Here is a 6,690-nt window from a genome sequence, read left to right as displayed (position 1 = left end):
CGGCTAAACCACAGGGCTGATGATTTCCGGTCTTATTTAATCCACGATCCTTAGTTAGTGGTGTGGAATACCCCTCGAGCGTTTAACAGTTCACATTCCACTTCAACAGGTCTGCAATACACTCAATTTAGAATGGCAATTCTGTAGAATCTAAACCTGCATTTCTAATTCTTCTGATCTAGATGGGAGCGAGCCAGGCTCGGGGCGAACCGCTTCCACTTTTCCTTGAACTGCATAAATCAGAATTTGATGGAGTCGAGCAACTTCGAGATGAATGTTGAATTCTTGCTCCACTTTTTCGCGCCCTGCCTTGCCAAATCGCGATCGCGCTTCTGTATCCGTCATTAACGATTCAATTTGATCGCGTAGGGATTCTGTATCGCCCGGTGGCACAAGATATCCACTCACCCCGTCCTCAACGAGTTCTCCAACTCCTGCAATTCGAGTCGCAATGACGGGTACCCCAGCAGCCATGGCCTCCATCAGCACGACGGGAACCCCTTCCGCAAAACTCGACATTACAAAAATATCTGTCTCCTGCATGTGCTGCCGAACTTCAGATTGGGATTGATAGCCCACAAATCTCACGTGTTCACTTAGCCCCAACTCTTGTGTCATTTGCTCTAATTGAGCGCGATCGGGACCATCTCCTATGACCGTTAGCGCTAAATCAGCGTGAGCAGATCTTAATTTCGCTAAGCTTTCCAGCAAGATTGGCAAGCCTTTGACGGCAGCAAGGCGTCCTACATACAGTAATCTTTTTCCGGTTCCGATGTGAGAGACGACCTCAAACAGCGCTGGATCAATGCCGCAGTGAACAATATGCATCCGATTCCATTTTTCAGTTGGGGCAAAAATCATGCCCTGACTCCTGCAATAGTGGCTAATGCAGCATACGAACAGCGATCGCTTAATTTTCTCATCAAGCCGCCACTGATATGGCTCGAAAAAGATATATGGACCGTGCAACGTAAAGCTGTAGGTAAAGGCTCCAAGTTCTGCCGCTAACAGGGCAACAGTGCCGCTAGATGTTGCTAAATGGTTGTGGAGATGCTGAATGTGCTGAACTCGGATTTGATTTGCGAGGATGCCTGCTTCTAAAAAGTAGAACAGCTGATACAGCAGCCCTTTCAGGCCCGGCTGTTGAGTAGACCAAGCAAGTTTAAGCGATCGTAGATACCGCTTTGGTGAACTCAAGAATAGCTTGAGATGAGAGCCGACTAATTTTGGAAGCTTAGGTGGCAAAAGGTAAAAGGTGCAATCGCGCTCTGCTTTTTGCTCGGCTCCCACCATGTGTTCATCACCAGGACGCCGCACGGCAAAGGTGAACACCTCAACGCCTAATTTCCGCAGTCCAGCAACTTCTCGCTGAATGAAAGTATCCGTTGCTCTAGGGTATTCACCCGTTAAGTAGGCAATCCGCATGGTTATTTTGTGAGGGTTGAGAAGGCATCAAAACTAGACAGGCACAGGGCTATCTTGAGGAGATACTGTGAGTAGATCGAGATTACTATTACTCCGCTCGAATGCTTCATCTAGGGAATACTTTGGCGTCCATTCCAGAACAGCTTTAGCGTGTGCATTCGTATATTGCAATGGTTTAAATCGAGCCTGAAGCTTTGCAGGAACAAAAATTCCAGGAAATTTTGCCTTTCCTTTTAGAAAAATTCGATTGTAGTACAACAACACCCAAGTAAACGAGTTCATCAGTGTCCAATTCACTGGGATCAGCTTGGCTGGAACTGTCATTTGCTTCAAGAGTTTTTTAGCAAAGTCTCGCTGAGTTGGAAGATTATCGTCAACGACATTGATAGTCTGCGCGATCGCGGCATCCTTCTCCACGGCTAAAATAATGGCTTCCGCACAGTTCTCAACGTAAGTCATAGGCATGGTTGCCCGCGCTCCAATACGCAGCCACAGTGTATCTGTTAATTCCGCACCAAGACAGGCGTTCCACAGGTAGTCCCGCCCGTACACCATACCTGGACGAATGACTGTTACCGAAGCGTTGTGTGTTTTCTCAAAATCTCGAACAAGCTGTTCTTGAAGCAACTTCGTCTGAGCATACTCATCCCGCTCCAAAGGGCGAGACTCAATCGGAGCGCTTTCGGTGACCAGTGTATCGTTCGGCATACTTACATAGTCATAAACTGAGAATGTGCTAATTGCCGCCAGACGAAGTACATTTTTCTCTATCATGGCATCTAGCAAATTTTCCGTTGCCATTACCGTTCCGGCAAACTGTGTATAAAAATCTCCAGCCTTTGCAGCAGCTAAGTGAATTACAGCATCTACGCCTTGAACAGCATCTGCTAACCCATCTCGACGACGCAGATCAACGCGAGCAAATTCAACAGCTGGGTGGTCATGCCAAGAATAGCGGCTTACATCACCCGATGGACGAACTACCGCACGAACTTGGTGACCGCGTCGCAATGCTTCAACAACCACGTATTGACCTAAAAATCCTGATGCGCCTGTAACTAATAACTTCATACCTGATTGTCCTCCGCCAATAACGCTTCCACTAATCGACTAGTTCGATCCATATCTTCAAACGTAATTGGAGGCGGATTACCACTCTGCAAAGCCGCATACGTTTCATCGAGAAGGCGTTGCAGTCCTTCATAGGGAGTTCGTTGCATAATCTTGCGGCTAAAATTGCCAATACTCGCCTTTACCAAATCAGAACCATTGATGTAATGATTCACTAATGGAGAAAGTTGCTTTCCAGCTTTGCGGGGGACAACGCAGCGCAAGTAAGGTTGAAATAAGTCCGTTTGAGCATAGCCCCTCGACCCCCGCACAATCACATCAAAACATTCAGGCAGGGTATGCGCGCTAAATCGAATTCGAGCATGTTTTGCACCTCCGACTAGAACAGCATCGAGATCATCATACTTAAACAGGGTGCCGCCCCCATGATTACTCCACGCAGCGCTAATCCGATCGAACTCTACCGGTAGAAACCTTAGCGTCAGATAAACCAGGTGAGTAATCACATCATGAATCACCCCTGCCGGAAGCTTGTGAACCGGATTTGGAATGTTTTCATCAGCAAATGCACCACCGCTTCGGATATTCAATGCCATCCGAACTTCGACTTCCTGAACGTCACCCAGCGTTCCATCTGTCACTAGTTTCTCAATCGCCAGAATTGGCTCGTTGTAGCGGTAGTTGTGATCTTCGATTAAGTGGCGATCGCAGGACTGGGCGATCGCCCACAGCTCTTTAAATTCCTCATAGGTCGGAGTGATCGGTTTCTCACAAATGACATGTGCCCCTGCCTCAAGGCAATCTTTCGCAATCCATTTATGGGTATGTGGCGGCGTCAGAATGTGTACAACATCAGGCTTCACCTCGTTCAGCATCTGACGATAATCGGCAAACGTTGCCTGTGCCTGATAGCGCTGTGCCGCGTACTGGGCCGATACCTTCGAGAGATCACAGACCGCCACTAGCTGGGATCGTTCTGATGTATTGAGAAAGCTCAAGTGTTCTTTGGAGATTACTCCTGTTCCGATCACTGCCGCCTTTAATGCTGTCGCCATGAAAGCTCCTTCACCATCTAACAGTAGACCACTGCAGTCAGCGTCAATTGTACAAACTCTAAAGAAACTCATCGAGAATTCCTTAGTCAAAAACAGCACTATTGAGCAATTCGTGTATTCTAAGTTGCTTCTACCTTATATTCAATCAAAGTGGCTTGCTGACCACGCCGCTTTGTTATCCAGTATTTCAGCTGTCCAATTGCCTCTGGCAATTTTCCAAGAACACAGAACCCAGCATATAGCCACGCATGTTTAGGCAAGTCTCCTTGCTGAAGCCGATACTGATAGATCTTTAAAGTCAAAAGTGGATAGCCAAGCAATAGTATTAAGCTTAGCCCGGCTGTTAACCAAGCAAGCCCGATGGAGAGAAGCGGCAACCCTAGAACCCAAAGCCAACGTTTACGATTCTCACGCACCATGTAGTATTCAGGCGGCGCACCATGTAGATCTGACCAAGCTGCCATTGCCCAGCCACCGCGCATTGAACGCCGCCACCATTGCTGAAATCGCTCCATCGCCGCATCGTGCAGGGTCATTTCCGCATCAATGCGCTGAATACGCCAACCACTTTGACGTAGGCGAACGCACATTTCTGGTTCTTCACCTGCAATCAGCCGCTCATTGTACCCTTCAACTGCCTGAATTGCGCTTACTCTCATGAGAGCATCGCCACCGCAAGCTTGAGCTTCTCCAACGGGTGTATCCCATTCCATGTCTGCAAGACGATTGTAAATTGTGGCATCAGGAAACCGCTCTCGTCTACGACCACACGCGATCGCTAGACTTTCATCGGATTCAAGAGCGGCAAAAGATAGATCAAGCCAACCTTTTACCAACTCACAATCACCATCAATAAACTGAACATATTTCAAATCGCTGAAATGCTCCACTAGGTAGTTAAAGCCTACATTTCGCCCTCGCGCCATTGTAAATGGAACAGACATATTTAAGTTAATGACATGGACACCAATTGACTGTGCAAAATTTACACTGTCATCTGTAGAACCTGAATCAACATAAACAATAGGGACACCTTCAGGAAGCTCAACTTGTAACGATTGCAGACAGCGAACCAAACGCTTACCTTCGTTCCGACCGATCGCGACAACGCCAATATTCCTCATAGTCCTGATGCCAAGGAGTTACACTTATTCTCTTTGAATTTGGAGAAAATTAGCTTGTTTGTCAATGTGCCTACGGTAGGAAGATTGTTTTAGCTAGGGCTGTTTAGGACAAATGGCTTTGTCATCTGCAATCACTGGATTGTGTGGCACTGAAATTATGTGGGACTAGCTCACTGCAACCTGAGTTTGCTCTACAGCGTTTTGAGAATCGAACCTCTCAAGGACAGGAACTTTGTATTCAATGATTGTCGCAGGTTGACCTTGCCAACGAGTGAACCAGTATCTGAGTTGCCCAATCGCTTGAGGAACCTTGGACAGGACGCAGAAAAATGCATACAAACGAGCATGATCTGAACTGTCCCCTTGAGCCCGACGATACTGGTACACACGCAACATCAGGTATGGGTATCCAAGCAGAAGAGCAAGACTCAAGCCATAGGTTGGCCAAGCCAAGCTAATCGCCGCGATCGGAACAGTGATTCCCCACAGCCAACCACTAAAATTTTCCCGCGCCATATACCGTTCCGCTGTCCGACCGTACATAGCAGCCCCCTCTGCAACTGCCCATCCGCCACGAATTGAGCGTCTCCACCATTGAGTGAAGCAAGTCATCGCCATATCGTGAATTGCCATATCCGCAGCAATTCGGCGAATTTTCCAACCTCGCTGACGCAGGCGGATACACATCTCTGGTTCTTCACCACAAATCAATGCGGTATTGTATCCATCAACTTCTGTAAGAGCACTCATACGCATCATGGCAATTCCACCACAAGCACTAGCTTCTCCAAGGGGCGTATTCCACTCCATATCAGCCAGTTGATTATAGGGAGACGCTGCCGGAAACCGCTCATGCAGGCGACCACACACTACCGCAAGATTTTCATGTTGACTTAGAACTTGACTTGCTGCACTGAGCCAGCCCTCCATCAGCTCACAATCGCCATCTATAAATTGTATGTACTCAATAGCATTGAAGTTTTGCTGGAGAAAGTTAAATCCTGTGTTTCGTCCCCGCGCCATGGTAAAGGGAACTGACATATCCAAGCTAACAGTGTGTATACCCAGTGAGTTCGCAAACGCTACGCTTCCATCAGTAGAACCAGAGTCAACGTAAACAACAGGTGTATTTTCTGAAACTTGACTGACGATCGACCTCAAACAGCGAACCAGACGAGCGCCTTCATTGCGCCCAATCACGACGATTCCGATATTGCTCATGATCAGTGCAGAGTATTGTGCCTAAAGAGTGTGAAAAATCACCGTAAGACGAGTTAAAAAGATGACCCTTCTCAAATAGGAAAACTCAGGTTGGTAGACCTTTACCGCTTTTGAGAACGCACCGGCTTCAGCAGCATCCTTGTAAGAAGGGCATCAAAACATACACATAATCAAGCATTTTCAGCAGCCGTAAGGCTACGGACGAGCGGAAAAGTTGCAGATTAATTCACAATAAGAAGCACTGTATAAAGTTCTGCTTTAATATTGCCAACAAAGATCAATTGTTCTTGACAAGAATAAATTTGTGTTTCAAGCGGCACACATCTCACCAAGAATTTAGCGTGGCCGCTTGATTACAAAATTGCTTCTATGTTATTCTTCAATTAGTAAATTAAGTTCATCGTCATCTATCTTAGGATTTATAACTTTAACCTCTAGGGTTTGGCTTCATTTTAATGTTGTTTTTGGTTAAACAAGCTATCTATCGCTATTTTGGCTTGAACAATCGCTAGATGGACTATAGAAATCTTGACAACGAGTTCTTCAAACTAACCAAGGCTCAACTCATCCTTTAAGTAAGATAAACAAGAAAAATCTACGGTCTACTTCAGTATTGAGACAGGATCGCTACAACTTTTGCTGAAGGCTGCCTAAAGAGAAGGTTAAGTATCGTATTCGTGCCGCTTTGCGTGAAACTGCGTAGAAACTACAAAAGGCAAGTTTATAAGTTGAAGTTCTTCTTACTACAGTTGTAGATCGTTCATTGGCAGGTTGAAGGGCTGTCCCCTTCTGAG

At 46.5% G+C, this 6,690-nt stretch carries 5 protein-coding genes; all 5 read right to left on the bottom strand.

Features of this window, described 5'->3' with window-relative positions:
* Nucleotides 1-150 precede the first annotated feature (150 nt).
* On the bottom strand, nt 151-1,425 hold the full coding sequence (locus AC5JLB_RS10700) for a glycosyltransferase family 4 protein (protein WP_495873818.1): 1,275 nt from the start codon (nt 1,423-1,425) through the stop codon (nt 151-153).
* A 33-nt stretch (nt 1,426-1,458) separates the two neighbouring features.
* The gene (locus AC5JLB_RS10695; RefSeq protein ID WP_495873817.1) at nt 1,459-2,496 is read right to left on the bottom strand and encodes an NAD-dependent epimerase/dehydratase family protein; all 1,038 of its coding nucleotides are present in this window, start codon (nt 2,494-2,496) and stop codon (nt 1,459-1,461) included.
* Complete coding sequence (locus AC5JLB_RS10690; protein WP_495873816.1) at nt 2,493-3,551, bottom strand: Gfo/Idh/MocA family protein; 1,059 nt, start codon at nt 3,549-3,551, stop codon at nt 2,493-2,495. Before AC5JLB_RS10690 ends, AC5JLB_RS10695 begins: the two co-directional genes overlap by 4 nt.
* Before the next feature lie 119 nt (nt 3,552-3,670).
* On the bottom strand, nt 3,671-4,675 hold the full coding sequence (locus AC5JLB_RS10685) for a glycosyltransferase family 2 protein (RefSeq protein WP_495873815.1): 1,005 nt from the start codon (nt 4,673-4,675) through the stop codon (nt 3,671-3,673).
* A 165-nt stretch (nt 4,676-4,840) separates the two neighbouring features.
* On the bottom strand, nt 4,841-5,896 hold the full coding sequence (locus AC5JLB_RS10680; protein WP_495873814.1) for a glycosyltransferase family 2 protein: 1,056 nt from the start codon (nt 5,894-5,896) through the stop codon (nt 4,841-4,843).
* Between the last annotated feature and the right edge of the window lie 794 nt (nt 5,897-6,690).

Source organism: Myxacorys chilensis (assembly GCF_059505265.1).
Note: the sequence above shows the minus strand (reverse complement) of the source record. Positions and strands in the feature narration are given on the sequence as shown.